Here is a 13,703-nt window from a genome sequence, read left to right on the forward strand (position 1 = left end):
GGCCGGCCAAGGGTGAAAATCATATAGAGGGCCTGGGGTGTTCCTGCGCCCCTTGAGCCTTGGGATTGGCGCCTTGCGCCATCGGCCCTAAGCCCGCGCCGAACGGCACCCCTGTCGTTCGGCAATTGACAGCCCCGCCATCGCGGGTCAACATCGCGCTGGCAAATCAGCCGCCAGCCACCGGGCCACACGTGCCCCCAACCCCATTGAAACTCACGTCAAAGCAAAGGGCGAAAACACCGATGCAGCATGATGCCGCGCTTTCCCCCGTGCAAAGCTCGCTCTTTAGCGACAAGGCCGGTCCGGCGATCGCACATGGTTATTTCACCCGCCAAGGCGGCGTTTCCGAAGGCATCTATCGCGGACTGAATGTTGGTCTCGGCTCGAATGACGACAAGGAGCGGGTCGGTGAGAACCGCGCTCGTGTCAGCCGCTGGTTCGGCGCCGCTCCGGAACAGCTTGCCACCGTCCATCAGGTCCATTCCCCCGACGCCATCGTCGTGGACGCAAGCTACGACGGCAGCCGACCTACGGCCGACGCCCTGGTGACGGCGACGCCCGGCATCGTGCTTGGCGTTCTGTCGGCCGATTGCGGACCTATTCTGTTTGCCGATGCCGACGCCGGTGTTATCGGCGCGACCCATGCCGGTTGGAAGGGCGCGCTCGGCGGCGTGCTCGAAAGCACGATCGAGGCGATGCTGACGCTCGGCGCCAGCCGCGAACGCATCGTCGCCTGTCTCGGACCTTCGATCAGCCGGCGCAACTACGAAGTCGGCGCCGAGTTCGTCGATCGGTTCCTGGCGACCGATGGCAGCTATGCGCAATTCTTCAACCCATCCGAACGCGACGGCCACGCCATGTTCGATCTGCCGGGCCTGACCATCGCACGCCTTACCGCAGCCGGCGTTACCGCCGAAAACCTCGACATCTGCACCTATGCAGACGAGGATCGCTTCTTCTCCTACCGCCGCACCACGCATCGGCAGGAGCCGGACTACGGCCGGCAGATATCCGCAATTTGCATACGGGAGACCTGACATGGCGCTTCAATTTGCCCAGGAGGAATATGCCGCCCGCCTTGAGCGGCTGACCGCGAAGATGCGCGAAGACAAGCTCGACGCGGTTCTGCTCTTTGCCCAGGAAAGCATGTACTGGCTGACCGGCTACGACACCTTCGGCTACTGCTTCTTCCAGACGCTGGTGGTCAAGAAGGACGGTTCAATGGTGCTTTTGACGCGCTCGGCCGACCTGCGCCAGGCCCGTCACACCTCCAATATCGAGCGCATCGAGATCTGGGTCGACCGTGTCAACGCCGACCCGACGATGGACCTGAAGAACCTCTTGAGCGAAATGGACCTGCTCGGCAGCCGCATCGGCGTCGAATACGACACCCATGGCATGACCGGCCGCACCGCACGCCTTGTCGACAACCAGCTTTCGACCTTCGGCGAGCTCGTCGATGCCTCGCTGCTCGTCAGCCGGCTGCGCCTGATCAAGAGCCCGGCCGAAATCGCCCATGTGGAAAAGGCCGCAAGCCTTGCCGATGACGCGCTCGACGCCGCGCTGCCGCTGATCGGCCCCGGCGGCAACGAAGCTGACATCCTTGCCGCGATGCAGGGAGCGATCCTTGCCGGCGGCGGCGACTACCCCGCCAACGAGTTCATCATCGGGTCGGGCGCCGACGCGCTGCTCTGCCGCTACAAGGCCGGCCGCCGGTTGCTCGACAGCCAGGATCAGCTGACGCTGGAATGGGCGGGCGTCAGCGCCCATTATCACGCCGCCATGATGCGCACCGTCGTGATCGGCGAACCGACCAACCGCCACCGCGAGCTTTACAGCGCCTGCCGTGAGACCATCCAGGCGATCGAGATGGTGCTGCGCCCCGGCAACACCTTCGGCACGGTCTTCGACGTGCACGCCAAGATCATGGACGAGCGCGGCCTGGCCCGGCACCGCTTGAACACCTGCGGTTATTCGCTGGGCGCGCGCTTCTCGCCGTCCTGGATGGAGCACCAGATGTTCCATGTCGGCAACCCGCAGGAGATCGAGCCTGACATGTCGCTGTTCGTGCACATGATCATCATGGATTCCGACAGCGGCACGGCCATGACGCTCGGCCAGACCTACATCACAACCACCGATACGCCGCGTGCTCTTTCCCGTTATGGGCTGGACTTCATTTCTGCTTAGGGAAATCCGCCTACACTCGCGCTGAAATGGCAGACAACAGGAGATGACTTCACAGAACTGCCGCGAAGGAAAGACGGACGGTTTGAACGATGCGAAAGCTTATCACGCCCATCGCAAGCCTTGGCCTTGTAGCGGCCCTGGCAAGTTGTAACAGCACGGACGCGCTGATACCGCAGGTCGATGTCGGCGGCGGAACGTTCCGCTCGCCGCCGGTGACGCAGTCCGACCTCGAATCGATGTCGACGCAGACCGCCGTCGTTCCGGTGCAAAGCTCGCCGGTGCAGCGGACCCGGGCCTTCGCCTCCCAGCCGGCACCTGCCAGCATGCCGACGGAATATGCGACCGGCGACAGCACCTACACCGATCCCGCCGGCTCGCTTGAGGCGCAGGCAAGTCGCCTGGCTTCCGGTGTGGAACCGGTGCAGAACACGACGATGCTCGCCGAGCCGGCGCCTGTGGAAACATCCGAACCTGTTGCCGAAGAGGTTCAGCAGCAGCAGCCGGCCGTTGCCTCCGTGCCTTCCGCAAGCACGGCGACGAGCGGGACGATCCGCTTCCTGCCGATCATCGGCGCGCCTGTCGCCGCCGTCACGCCGCTGTCGAAACAGCTCGGCGCCGAGGCGCGCAGCCATGGCCTGACGATCAAGGGTTCGGCCGATGCCAGCAGCGAACATATCCTCAAGGGCTACTTCTCGGCCCTGAAGGACAATGGCAAGACCACGATCGTCTACGTCTGGGATGTGCTCGACGGCAGCGGCAATCGGCTGCACCGCATTCAGGGGCAGGACTCAGTTGCCACTGTCGGTGCCGATCTCTGGGAGGGCATTCCGGCCGAAACCATGCAGGCAATCGCCACCAAAACCATCAGCGCCTACCTCGAATGGCGGCAATCCAGACCCGGTTGATACAAAGTTTTTAGGATAATGCGCTTCGCGGCGCAGCATTCCCCTTGCATTCAAGTTCAGTGTCGCTAAAAAGCGGCCGATCAGCTCTGAACGGCGGCCATCCGCAATGAATGTCCGCGATTGGAATGGCTCTCGGAATCTGCGCGGAAAATGCCGCTCCCGGAAATGAACCCGGACGGTAGCCGCGCCAGCTCAAGGCGGTCCGTCAATGAAGGTTTTCGCAGGCAATTCGAACCGGCTGCTGGCCGAAGCGATCTGCAACTATCTCAACCTGCCTCTTGGAAAAGCGACCGTAAGGCGGTTTGCCGATCAGGAGATTTTCGTCGAGATCGGCGAAAACGTGCGCGGCGAGGATGTCTTCATCATCCAGTCGACCTCGTTCCCCACCAACGATCACCTGATGGAACTGCTCATCATGATCGACGCGGTGCGCCGCTCCTCGGCCCGCCGCATCACCGCGGTGCTGCCCTATTTCGGCTACGCCCGCCAGGACCGTAAGCCCGGTCCGCGCACGCCGATCTCGGCCAAGCTGGTTTCCAACCTGATCACCGAGGCCGGCGCCGATCGCGTGCTGACCCTCGATCTTCACGCCGGCCAGATCCAGGGCTTCTTCGACATTCCGACCGACAACCTCTATGCGATCCCGATCCTCGCCCGCGACGTCAAGGAAAACTACGACCTGAAGAACGTCATGGTCGTTTCGCCCGACGTCGGCGGCGTGGTACGCGCCCGTGCGCTCGCCAAGCGTCTCGACTGTCTGCTTGCCATCGTCGACAAGCGCCGCGACCGCCCGGGTGAATCCGAAGTGATGAACGTCATCGGTGACGTGAAGGGCAAGGACTGCCTGCTGATCGACGACATCGTCGATTCCGGCGGCACGCTCTGCAACGCGGCCGAAGCGCTGTTGAAGAACGGCGCAACGAGCGTTACCGCCTATATCACCCACGGCGTGCTTTCCGGCGGCGCGGTTGCCCGCGTCACCTCGTCGATGCTTAAGGAACTTGTCATCACCGACTCGATCCAGCCGACGACGGCGGTTCAGTCGGCGCACAACATCCGCGTCATCACCACGGCAACTCTGCTCGGCGAGGCGATCAACCGCACCAGCCAGGAAGAATCGGTTTCGAGCCTCTTCGACTGAGAGAGGCTCGGCCGCCCGCAAAAGCATCCGTCTTCGTCAAGCGGGATTTGGCGCCCATTTTCTGTCGTTCCTGAAAAGCGCGTTGCGTTTAGGCAGCCCTATGCAACGCGCTTCCAAGGCTCGATTTCACGCATGTCGTTGTCGCAAGACGGCTGTGCACTCTTGTGCGACATGCCTTAGCGCATAATTCTTTCGTTAAATCGAAAACGGTCTAGCGAAAGAATTATGCAGTAAATCAAAGCGCTACAGCAATCTTTGCGCGTCTAGTTGGAGGCGCGGCGCTGTAGCAACGGCCCCCGAGAGTTGTCATCTTCCATCCCAAGGGGTAACATCTGCCCGCTGTTGCTGACACCTTTCTCTGCAGACAGCATTGTTCATCAATGACGTGCTTCTGATCGAACAGAAGCCTTTTTGATTCTTAGAAGAACATAATCGGAACGTTACTTCCATGCAGCGCCACGCAAATGGCGGCTCCCCGATCTATCCCGATCACCCCGGATAATTTTGGAGGAAAAGATGAGTAACTGTACGCTAACCCTCATTCTTGCAGGCGGCCTCGCCTTGTCTGGTTGCCAATCTGCTACGTACTCTCGGACGAGCACCGGCGATTTCGGCTGCCTTGCCGGGACCGTCAGCGGCGCAATCCTTGGCGGGTTCGCCGGCTCGGCCATCGGCGCAGGCACCGGTCAGCTCTGGGCTGTCGGCGGCGGCGCCACCCTTGGCGGTGCGGTTGGTAATGCCTTGACTTGCCGCTGATTGCGAAAGGCTACGAGATGCGAAAAGTGACTCTCCTTATGGCATCCGTGCTTTGCCAGTTCGCTCCGGTCGCCGCACAGGATAAGCCTGCGGCGATGTATCAGGGGCAAATGGATCGGCTCGACCGCGACGGCGACGGCGTGATCAGCCGGTCCGAATATCAGGCCTTCATGACAACGGCTTTCGCAAATCTGGACAAGAACAAGGACGGCACTCTAAGCGCCGACGAGGTAGCGCCTGTCCTTAACGCCCAACAGTTTGCCGCCATCAACGTGAACCGCGACGGCAAGATCACCCAAAGCGAGTTCCTGAACAGCGTGATGGCCGATTTCAAGGCGGCCGACCGCGGCGGCGACGGCAGTCTGCAGTAGAACGCGCGCGGATCGGACGAAAAACGGTCGCGAAGGCAGCGCAACAGAGGACACGGCTGTCAGCTCACGCTGGCGGAAGTAGCGGTCATGCGCCGGCGCTTGTCGCCGTGGCTGTGGCCGCCAGCGGGCAGGCCTCGCCACCACCGAAGAGGCGCGAACGCGTCAGGAAGCGTCGCTCGCGACCATTGTCGAGCGAGAACATCCCGCCCCTGCCCGGCACCACGTCGATGATCAACTGCGTATGCTTCCAGACTTCGAACTGGCTGGCGCTGATATAGACGGGAACGCCGCCAATCTCGCCGAGCTTCACGTCATTGTCGCCGACGATGTAGTCGTCGGCGGGATAACACATCGGCGACGAGCCGTCGCAGCAGCCACCCGATTGATGGAACAGGATGTCGGGATGATCGCGCCTGATCTCGGCGATGAACTCGAGCGCCGCGTCGGTCGCCAGCACGCGCGGTTCGGTGGTGGTCATGTTGAGCCTCCTTGCGCATGTCGCGCAAAAGTGTGCAGCGGTTTTGCTATGACGATATGCGCGAATCAAGCGCCTTGAAACAAGCGCCGCGCCTTGCGTTTTCAAAGTCGGGGTGGACCGAGGGCGAGAGCTGGAGAAGAGCCCTCGGCCACACCTGGGAGGCCCTCTCCCATAGGGGAGAGGGAACGATGGCGAAGCCTCAGAAGCAGCCGAGCGCCTTCGGGCTGTAGCTCACCAGCATGTTCTTGGTCTGCTGGTAATGGTCGAGCATCATCTTGTGGGTCTCGCGACCGATGCCCGATTGCTTGTAGCCGCCGAAGGCCGCATGGGCCGGATAGGCATGGTAGCAATTGGTCCACACCCGGCCCGCCTGGATCTCGCGGCCGAAGCGGTAGCAACGGTTGGCGTCACGGCTCCAGACCCCGGCGCCAAGGCCGTAGAGCGTATCGTTGGCGATCTCCAGCGCTTCCGCTTCGGTCTTGAAGGTGGTGACGGACACCACCGGCCCGAAGATCTCTTCCTGGAACACCCGCATCTTGTTGTGCCCGCGGAAGACGGTCGGCTTGACGTAGAAGCCTTCCGCCAGCTCGCCTTCGAGCACGTTGCGGCCGCCGCCGGTCAACACCTCAGCGCCCTCCTGCCTGCCGATGTCGATATAGGAGAGGATCTTTTCGAGCTGCTCGCTCGACGCCTGCGCGCCGATCATCGTGGCGCTGTCGAGCGGGTTGCCCTGTCGGATCGCCTCGACACGCTTCAACGCCCGCTCCATGAAGCGATCATAGATGCTTTCCTGGACCAGGGCGCGGCTCGGGCAGGTGCAGACTTCGCCCTGGTTGAGCGCGAACATCGCGAAACCTTCGAGCGCCTTGTCGAAATAGTCGTCGTCCTCGGCCAGCACGTCGGCGAAGAAGATGTTCGGCGACTTGCCGCCAAGCTCGAGCGTGACCGGAATGAGGTTCTGGCTGGCATATTGCATGATCAGCCGCCCGGTTGTCGTCTCGCCGGTAAAGGCGATCTTGGCGATGCGCGGGCTGGTGGCCAGCGGCTTGCCGGCTTCAAGACCGAAACCGTTGACGATGTTGAGCACGCCGGCCGGCAACAGGTCGCCGACGAGGTCTGCCCAGACCAGGATCGAGGCCGGCGTCTGCTCGGCCGGCTTCAGCACCACGCAATTGCCAGCGGCCAGCGCCGGCGCGAGTTTCCATGCGGCCATCAGGATCGGGAAGTTCCAGGGGATGATCTGGCCGACGACGCCGAGCGGCTCGTGAAAATGATAGGCAACCGTGTCGTGGTCGATCTCGCCGATAGAACCTTCCTGGGCGCGGATGCAGGCGGCGAAATAGCGGAAATGATCGATCGCCAGCGGAATGTCGGCGGCCATGGTTTCGCGGATCGGCTTGCCGTTGTCGAAGGTCTCGGCGCGCGCCAGAAGCTCCAGATTGTCTTCCATGCGGCTGGCGATCTTCATCAGGATGTTCGACCGCTCCGCAGCCGACGTGCGCGCCCACTTCTCGCGGACGGCATGGGCAGCGTCGAGCGCAAGCTCGATGTCGGCCGCATCCGAGCGCGCGACCTGGCACAGCACGCCGCCGGTCACCGGCGTCGTATTGTCGAAATAGCGCCCGGCCACCGGCTCGCGCCATTCACCGCCGATGAAGTTGCCGTATTTCTGCTTGAACGGGCTCTCGACGATCTTCTGATGCAACATGTTCATTCCTCCCTGTGAACAGCAACCAAAGCTGTGAGAGGAAGGTGAAGCCGAACGTGCGTGTTCGATAGTGAGGCACGATCGCCAGCGACGCGATCTGTTTCAGATGTGAGACACCTGGGCTGAGGTCAGCGTGCTGCAGCGCAATAAGCGGCGCGTTGATGAGTGATTCGAGCCGCTTCCGCCCCTCATCCCCCTGCCGGGACCTTCTCCCCGCCAGCGGGGAGAGGGTTAGGATGAGGGGGCAGCCTCAGATGAGGTAAAAGTTCAGTTAACCGAAAGCCGTTTCATCTTGCGATAAAGCGTGGCGCGGCTGATGCCGAGCAGTTCGGCTGCCATCGACACATTGCCATTGGCGCGCGACAGCACGCGCCGAAGCGCGGCCCGCTCGGCATCGGGAAGCTCGCTCCCGTCGCCGGACGGATCCTCCTTGAGAAGATCGGATGCCGGAATGCCCGAGGCGATGCGTTTGTCGTCGAGTCCGAGCCATTGCCGCGCCGCGCGTGTCGCGCCCTTGACGAGGTCGTCGCGATCGACAGCCAGAAGTGCCGGCCCTGCCCGGTCGATCGGCACGAGCACGATCCGCGATCCGGCAAAGGCTCGACGGAAGAGCCCCGCCTCGATACGCGCGGCCGCATCGCGCACGGCCTGTGACAAAAGCGAGACGGTGATCTCCGACGCATCATCGCGGCAGGTGGAGATGTCGATCGCCGCCGCCAGCCGGCCGAGGTGATCGCGGATCGGCGCGGTCGTGCAGCTAAGCCCGATATTGCTGCTGAGGAAATGCTGATCACGCTGGATAATGACGGCGCGCTCGTCGGCGATCGCCGTGCCGATGCCGTTGGTGCCGACGCTGGCCTCGCTCCAGATAGTTCCTGACCACAGTCCGACATCGCGGAAATCCGCATCGTCACCGACCGCACCACGCCGCTCCAGCGCCACGCCCTTGTCGTCGGTCAGAAGCAGGCAGCAGCCGGCCTTGCCGACCGTCGCAAACAGCCGGTCGAGTTCGCCGCCCGCCTCGGCGATCAGTTCGGCCGATCGCTGCCGCGCCAATCGGAACTCGCTATCGGAAAGTCGAACCGGTGTGCGCCGATCCTCAGGTGCCAGGCCATGGAGCGTCATGCAGCGGCGCCAGGATGCGGCCACCGGCGAGCTTGCAGCCGCCGAGGACCGGTGCGCAACCTGATAGACGTATTCCGTATGATCCCTGACGGCAGGCATCGGTTTCCTCCCTGCAAGCCACGTCCGGCAACGCAAGTCCCACCCGATCTCCCAAACGGCTGAGCCTGCTTTGGCCATACTATAGGCATCGATTGGATGAGAGGTCCAGCAAGACGAAGGTCCACCTTCATGCCCGCATCAGCGCGTTTGATGCGTTCATCACGCCGGCGGTATCGACACGCCGGCGGAATATGATACGCGAGTTCGAGCATCATCCGACACTCATTCACAACAACCGGTTGCCAGCCATGCTTCGTGACTTCTCGCTCCAGAGCCTCTTCATGGGTCTCTTGATCGCCTTTGTCGGCTTCGCCAGCTCCTTCGCCGTCGTCCTTCACGGCCTTGGCGGCGTCGGTGCGACAGAAGCACAGGCCGCATCCGGGCTGATGGCGCTGTCGATCTCGATGGGCGTATGCGCCGTCATCCTCAGTGCCGTGACCCGGCTGCCGGTCAGCGTCGCCTGGTCGACGCCTGGTGCCGCGCTGCTCGCCAGTTCCGGCATGGTCGAGGGCGGCTTCAACGCCGCGGTCGGTGCCTTCCTCGTCTGCGGCCTGCTCATCGTTATTGCCGGCCTCTGGAAGCCGCTCGGCCGCATGGTCTCGTCCATTCCGGCGACACTGGCAAATGCCATGCTGGCCGGCGTCCTGCTCAGCCTTTGCTTTGCCCCGGTCAAGGCGATCGGCTTCAATCCGCTGTTCGGCCTGCCGATCCTCTTGGCCTGGGCGATCGTCGGCAGCGTCAACAAGCTCTATGCGGTGCCGGCCGCCCTGCTCGCCTTCGTGCTGGTGATCGCCTTTGGCGTCGAAATGCCTGCTGATGCCCTGGCCGAGCTGTCTTCGGCTCTGGTGCCGCGGCCGGAATTCGTGATGCCCGCCTTCACGACGCCTGCGATGATCAGCATCGCGCTGCCGCTGTTCATCGTTACAATGGCGTCGCAGAACATTCCCGGCATCGCCGTCATGAAGGTCAATGACTATAACCCCACCCCCGGCCCGCTGTTCGCGACGACCGGCCTGTTTTCGATGCTGAGCGCGCCCTTCGGCGGCCATGCGGTCAACCTTGCGGCGATCACGGCGGCCATGGGTGCCGGCGCCGACAGCCATCCGGATCCGGCGCGACGCTACTGGTCGACGATCAATGCCGGCATCTTCTATGTCATCTTCGGCCTGCTCGCCGGCGCGGTCACCACCTTCGTCAGCCTCGCACCATCGGTGCTGATCGAGGCAGTCGCCGGTCTTGCGCTTGTCGGCGCCTTTGCCGGCTCCGCCATGGCGGCCTTCACCGACGCCAGGACACGCGAGGCGGCCGCAATCACCTTCCTGGTCACCGCCTCCGGCGTCAGCTTCGGCGGCGTTTCGGGCGCCTTCTGGGGGCTGATCGCCGGTGGCCTGATGCTGGCGCTGGCGCGCTTCACGCGCAAAAAGGCCTGAGCGCGACGCGCCTTCGCACTTTGATTTCACGCAAGTCGTTATCGCAAAACCGCTGTGCACTCTGCGCCACATGCTTTAAAACCGCGGCAAAGCTTGCATTTGCGGGTGATCTCGTCTATGCACCGCCCGTCCGCGTAGACACCCTTGGAGGCAACGCGGATGAAGCCCATGCGGCTTCGGTTTTTCCGCATTGCGGATGAACTCTCCAGAATTAGACATAGAAAGGTCTACCTATGAGCCACGCAACTTATGAGCTCAAGGCCGAGACGCGCGAACGGGTTGGTAAGGGGTCCTCCCGTGAACTCCGTCGCAACGGTCTTATCCCAGCTGTCATCTACGGTGACAAGCAGGCCCCCATTTCGATCGCGCTGTCCACCAAGGACGTGACGATGAAGATCCACGCCGGCGGTTTCATGACCACCGTTGCGGTCATCGACGTCAACGGCGAAAAGATCCGCGTCCTGCCGAAGGACTACCAGCTGGATCCGGTCCGCGACTTCACCATGCACGTTGACTTCCTGCGCGTCTCCAAGGACAGCAAGGTCACCGTTCAGGTTCCGGTTCACTTCGTCAACGAAGAGAAGTCCCCGGGCCTCAAGGCCGGCGGCGTTCTCAACATCGTTCGCCACGAAGTCGAACTGGCCGTTGCTGCCGACGACATTCCGGAATTCCTGACCGTTGACCTGTCGGGTCACAAGGTCGGCGACGCGATCCACATCTCCAACATCAAGCTGCCGAAGGGCGCGACCCCGGTCATCACCGACCGCGACTTCACGGTTGCCACGATCGCTGCTCCGGCTGGCGGTCTGAAGGAAGAAGAAGAAGGCGAAGCAGAAGCCTGATTCACCTTGAGGTGAAGCGGCGATCCGGCATCGGCCGGATACCCTGCGGTACCCATTGAAAGGCCCGCCCCGTCAAACGAGGCGGGCCTTTTGCGTTGAACGCACCGGTTGCCGCCGTGCTGTCCCTGTCCTGCAATCGAGCAGGCTTCCTCACGAATTGTCACGTAGCAATTTCAGCAACATTTAAGGTTTTGATGATGTTCTTGCGCCGGGGAAATTTGTAAGCAAGCGTCTAAAGAGAATCCGAAATGACACGAGTGGCAACGCCTGGGGGATGCGTCCAGTGATGCATTCCGTCGAGAACCGATTTATTGCGATTGTCTGCGGTGCAATGCTGGTTTTCGTTGCCCCACTCTTCGTGCTCTTCCTCAGCATCTCCAGCGAACGCGCCGCCCGTGAGCGCCTGCACAACATCGAGCTTCTGATGGGCGCAAGCGCCGAAGCGTTGGGCAAGCCGATCTGGGATTTCGACAGCGACGGCATCAAGCGCATCGCCCGCTCGCTGATGAACGACACCGATATCGTCGCTGTCACCATCCGCGACACCTCCGGCTCGACCTCGCGCAGATGCCCTCCGGCGGCCTCGGCATCGACAGCGACAGCCGCAGCCTGAAAACACCCATTTCCTACGACTCGATCGACGGCATCAAGGAAATCGGCAGCATCGAAGTGCGCGCGCCGACACCCGGCCTGCTATCGCAGTTCAGCAAGGACGAGCTGGCTATCCTCGCCATCCTGCTGATTGCCGTAGCCACCGTCTTTGCCGCCGCGCTCATCGGCAACCGCTTCACCGTCATTCGCCCACTGATGCGCTTGACGTCCGCCATAGAGGCGACCCGGCGCCTGGGCTCGCGCCACCGGGTCGATTGGACCTCGGACGACGAAATGGGCGCGCTGGCTGCCAATTTCAACGAGATGCAGGACCGGCTCGAGCGTGAGTCGATGGAGTTGAAGAGCGCGCATGAGCGCGCCACCGACATCTACAACCTGACCCCGGCGATGCTGTTCTCGCTCGACACCGACAACCGCCTCTGCGCCGTCAGCGATTACTGGCTGCTGGCAACCGGCTATCACCGCGAACAGGTGATCGGCGAGGATTTCACCGATTTCATCGACCCGCACTGGCACGAGACCTACCGCAGCCACGCCAAGGCGATTGCCGTCGGCGACCACGACATCTGCGAGGTCACAGTCCCCTTCCGCAAAGCAGACGGCGCGTTCATGACCGTGCTGATCCTGGAGACGGAAACGGCCGGCGATGGCGACCTGTCGCTATCCGTCATGACCGACGTCACCGCGTTGAAGCAGGCCGAAAGCCGCAACCATGCCCAGGCGATCACCGATCACCTCACCGGCCTTCTCAACCGCCAGGGCTTCGAGGCGGCACTCGACGAGGCGATCGTCACCGCCGATGCCTGCGGCATCCAGGTCGGCTGCCTGTTCATCGACCTCGACCGCTTCAAGTGGATCAACGACAATTTCGGCCATGCCGCCGGCGACGAGGTTCTGCGCCACACGGTCGAGCTGATCCGCGCAACCCTGCGCCCTGACGATGTCATGTCACGCCTCGGCGGTGACGAGTTCGCGATCCTGGTATCGGATAAGGACGTCGCCACTCTTGCGTCTGAAATCGGCGAGCGCATCGTCAGTGCCCTGCGCGAGCCGATGCCGATTGCCGGCAACGAACTTTTCGTCAGCGCCAGCGTCGGCATCTCCGTTTATCCCGAGCACGCCGAGAATGCTTCGGACCTGCTGCTCAACGCCGACATGGCGATGTATGCGCGCAAACGCGACGGCAAGAACGGTCTGCAGGTCTTCGACGCCAGCATGCTCGATGCCGCGCGCGAGCGCCACGAGATCGAACAGTGCATCGAAGCGGCCCTCAAGGACGATCACTTCGAGGCGTGGCTGCAGCCGATCGTCAGCCTCAGCGACGGCCAGATCGCCGGCTTCGAGGCCTTGATGCGCCTCAACCACCCGGAAAAGGGCGTGATGCCGCCGGGCAAGATCATCGGCATTGCCGAGGAAACGGGAACGATCGCCCGCATCGGCGATTGCATTCTCGAAAAGGCTATCCGGCATCTGGCTGATATCTCCGCCCTCGACGGCACGCAGAACACCTATCTCGCGGTAAACTTCTCGCCGCTGCAGTTCGAGCTTACGCTGCCGCACAAGCTCGCGGCCCTGCTCCTCAAACACCATATTTCGCCGAACCGGATCGTCATCGAAATCACCGAGGCGGTGCTGATGCTCGACAATCCGGAAGTGCACGCGGTGCTGAAGCAGCTCAACGAGTTCGGCTGCCGGATCGCGCTCGACGATTTCGGAACGGGCTACTCGTCGCTGAGCTACCTCAACCGCTTCCCGGTCGACATCGTCAAGGTCGACCAGTCCTTCACCCGTTCGCTCAGCTCCGGCACCGCCGATATCCGCCGCAAGAGCCGGATGCTGATCAAGGGCATCCGCACGATCTCGCACCAGATGGGCTGCACCGTGGTCGCGGAAGGCATCGAGACCAAGGAGCAGTGGCAACTCCTGCGCAAGCTTGGTGTGGATTGTGGGCAGGGTTATCTTTTCAGCCGCCCCATGCCGATCGGCAAGATGCTGGCCATGCTGGAGAGCGATTCCGAAGTCAAGGCCAACATCCAGGCATAACGG

11 protein-coding genes and 1 pseudogene are annotated in these 13,703 nt (G+C 62.5%); 9 read left to right on the forward strand and 3 right to left on the reverse strand.

The features are described from left to right. Positions 1 to 242: 242 nt before the first annotated feature. The 6 genes from pgeF (at position 243) to J3R84_RS12200 (ending at position 5,363) form a co-directional block, all read left to right on the forward strand. Positions 243 to 1,037, forward strand: a complete 795-nt coding sequence (pgeF, locus tag J3R84_RS12175) for a peptidoglycan editing factor PgeF (protein ID WP_025427922.1) — start codon at positions 243 to 245, stop codon at positions 1,035 to 1,037. A gap of 1 nt (position 1,038) precedes the next feature. Then, positions 1,039 to 2,190 (forward strand): M24 family metallopeptidase, encoded by a 1,152-nt coding sequence (locus tag J3R84_RS12180; protein WP_025427923.1) that lies wholly within the window; start codon positions 1,039 to 1,041, stop codon positions 2,188 to 2,190. Between the two features lie 89 nt (positions 2,191 to 2,279). Further along, positions 2,280 to 3,095 (forward strand): hypothetical protein, encoded by an 816-nt coding sequence (locus J3R84_RS12185; RefSeq protein WP_025427924.1) that lies wholly within the window; start codon positions 2,280 to 2,282, stop codon positions 3,093 to 3,095. A gap of 208 nt (positions 3,096 to 3,303) precedes the next feature. Continuing rightward, positions 3,304 to 4,236, forward strand: coding sequence for a ribose-phosphate pyrophosphokinase (locus tag J3R84_RS12190; RefSeq protein WP_025427925.1), 933 nt, complete (start codon positions 3,304 to 3,306; stop codon positions 4,234 to 4,236). A 516-nt stretch (positions 4,237 to 4,752) separates the two neighbouring features. Continuing rightward, positions 4,753 to 4,992 (forward strand): OmpA family protein, encoded by a 240-nt coding sequence (locus tag J3R84_RS12195; protein WP_025427926.1) that lies wholly within the window; start codon positions 4,753 to 4,755, stop codon positions 4,990 to 4,992. 17 nt (positions 4,993 to 5,009) lie between these two features. After that, on the forward strand, positions 5,010 to 5,363 hold the full coding sequence (locus J3R84_RS12200; RefSeq protein WP_025427927.1) for an EF-hand domain-containing protein: 354 nt from the start codon (positions 5,010 to 5,012) through the stop codon (positions 5,361 to 5,363). A gap of 85 nt (positions 5,364 to 5,448) precedes the next feature. Here J3R84_RS12200 and J3R84_RS12205 read toward each other — a convergent pair whose 3' ends face one another. The 3 genes from J3R84_RS12205 to J3R84_RS12215 form a co-directional block, all read right to left on the reverse strand. After that, positions 5,449 to 5,841: a DUF779 domain-containing protein gene (locus J3R84_RS12205; RefSeq protein WP_025427928.1), complete on the reverse strand. Its 393-nt coding sequence runs from the start codon at positions 5,839 to 5,841 to the stop codon at positions 5,449 to 5,451. A 199-nt stretch (positions 5,842 to 6,040) separates the two neighbouring features. Next, positions 6,041 to 7,549, reverse strand: a complete 1,509-nt coding sequence (gene adh / locus J3R84_RS12210) for an aldehyde dehydrogenase (protein ID WP_203529133.1) — start codon at positions 7,547 to 7,549, stop codon at positions 6,041 to 6,043. Positions 7,550 to 7,816: 267 nt separating this feature from the next. Beyond that, on the reverse strand, positions 7,817 to 8,773 hold the full coding sequence (locus J3R84_RS12215; RefSeq protein ID WP_025427930.1) for a helix-turn-helix domain-containing protein: 957 nt from the start codon (positions 8,771 to 8,773) through the stop codon (positions 7,817 to 7,819). A gap of 248 nt (positions 8,774 to 9,021) precedes the next feature. On the opposite strand from J3R84_RS12215, the gene J3R84_RS12220 reads away from it, so the two are divergent. The 3 genes and pseudogenes from J3R84_RS12220 (at position 9,022) to J3R84_RS12230 (ending at position 13,700) form a co-directional block, all read left to right on the forward strand. Continuing rightward, positions 9,022 to 10,203: a benzoate/H(+) symporter BenE family transporter gene (locus tag J3R84_RS12220; RefSeq protein ID WP_025427931.1), complete on the forward strand. Its 1,182-nt coding sequence runs from the start codon at positions 9,022 to 9,024 to the stop codon at positions 10,201 to 10,203. A gap of 233 nt (positions 10,204 to 10,436) precedes the next feature. Beyond that, positions 10,437 to 11,045, forward strand: coding sequence for a 50S ribosomal protein L25/general stress protein Ctc (locus tag J3R84_RS12225; RefSeq protein WP_025427932.1), 609 nt, complete (start codon positions 10,437 to 10,439; stop codon positions 11,043 to 11,045). A gap of 283 nt (positions 11,046 to 11,328) precedes the next feature. Then, a pseudogene (locus tag J3R84_RS12230) lies at positions 11,329 to 13,700 on the forward strand (putative bifunctional diguanylate cyclase/phosphodiesterase). The last annotated feature ends 3 nt before the right edge of the window (positions 13,701 to 13,703 follow it).

Source organism: Ensifer canadensis, from assembly GCF_017488845.2.
Lineage (GTDB): Bacteria > Pseudomonadota > Alphaproteobacteria > Rhizobiales > Rhizobiaceae > Ensifer > Ensifer canadensis.

Bases quoted from the DNA above. Each gene is read 5' to 3' on its own strand.
- pgeF (WP_025427922.1), top strand. From the start codon at position 243: ATGCAGCATGATGCCGCGCTTTCCCCCGTGCAAAGCTCGCTCTTTAGC.
- J3R84_RS12180 (WP_025427923.1), top strand. From the start codon at position 1,039: ATGGCGCTTCAATTTGCCCAGGAGGAATATGCCGCCCGCCTTGAGCGG.
- J3R84_RS12185 (WP_025427924.1), top strand. From the start codon at position 2,280: ATGCGAAAGCTTATCACGCCCATCGCAAGCCTTGGCCTTGTAGCGGCC.
- J3R84_RS12190 (WP_025427925.1), top strand. From the start codon at position 3,304: ATGAAGGTTTTCGCAGGCAATTCGAACCGGCTGCTGGCCGAAGCGATC.
- J3R84_RS12195 (WP_025427926.1), top strand. From the start codon at position 4,753: ATGAGTAACTGTACGCTAACCCTCATTCTTGCAGGCGGCCTCGCCTTG.
- J3R84_RS12200 (WP_025427927.1), top strand. From the start codon at position 5,010: ATGCGAAAAGTGACTCTCCTTATGGCATCCGTGCTTTGCCAGTTCGCT.
- J3R84_RS12205 (WP_025427928.1), bottom strand. From the start codon at position 5,841: ATGACCACCACCGAACCGCGCGTGCTGGCGACCGACGCGGCGCTCGAG.
- adh (WP_203529133.1), bottom strand. From the start codon at position 7,549: ATGTTGCATCAGAAGATCGTCGAGAGCCCGTTCAAGCAGAAATACGGC.
- J3R84_RS12215 (WP_025427930.1), bottom strand. From the start codon at position 8,773: ATGCCTGCCGTCAGGGATCATACGGAATACGTCTATCAGGTTGCGCAC.
- J3R84_RS12220 (WP_025427931.1), top strand. From the start codon at position 9,022: ATGCTTCGTGACTTCTCGCTCCAGAGCCTCTTCATGGGTCTCTTGATC.
- J3R84_RS12225 (WP_025427932.1), top strand. From the start codon at position 10,437: ATGAGCCACGCAACTTATGAGCTCAAGGCCGAGACGCGCGAACGGGTT.